This is a genomic window from Bartonella sp. OD88NMGDW (genome assembly GCF_042193775.1).
GTDB classification, from domain to species: domain Bacteria; phylum Pseudomonadota; class Alphaproteobacteria; order Rhizobiales; family Rhizobiaceae; genus Bartonella; species Bartonella grahamii.
The window spans coordinates 1-596 of sequence record NZ_JBHIMA010000085.1; the positions used below are offsets into that span (position 1 = coordinate 1).

Below are 596 nucleotides of genomic sequence, written 5' to 3' on the forward strand. Positions count from 1 at the left end.
GAGGTTTTTTACCAGCGTCTTTTAACCGCAACCATTACGGACCATGCCGGTAATGAAGCCGATACATTTGAAGCAGAGTTTGATGATAGTGGCAATGATTTAGAGGTTCCACAAACGGGCAACGCTCTGCAGGTGATCTTTGGCTATAAGAACAGCATCAGTGCATTTATGGGGTGTTTTGTTGTCGAGTCAGTGGTCAGTTGTGGTGGCAGTGATGGAGAGATCTTGCGCCTTTGTGGCAAAAGTGCCTCGATGCGTAAAGAACTCAAAGAACAGGCGAGTGAGCATTTTGATCACAAAACTGTTGGTGAGATTGTTGAGACACTTGCCAAACGCCATGGTTATCAAGCAAAGGTCAGTCCTCAGTTCACCAAACAAACTTTGCCTTATGTGATTCCCACAGATCAATCGGCTGTTGATTTTTTAACCCGCCTTGCTGATCGTATGCGGGCACGTTTTTTGATCAAGGACAATAAGTTTTTATTTTTAAGCGGTGACAATTTACCAGCACTCGAACTTCATAAACACGACTGTTCCAACTGGGAATTTACCCTAGAGCCACGCACGCAATATGGCACCATTGAAGCTTCTTATTT

At 44.3% G+C, this 596-nt stretch carries 1 pseudogene; it reads left to right on the plus strand.

The window, feature by feature from the left end:
* Positions 1–596, plus strand: a pseudogene (locus tag ACFIJR_RS09235) (phage late control D family protein); the annotation flags it as partial.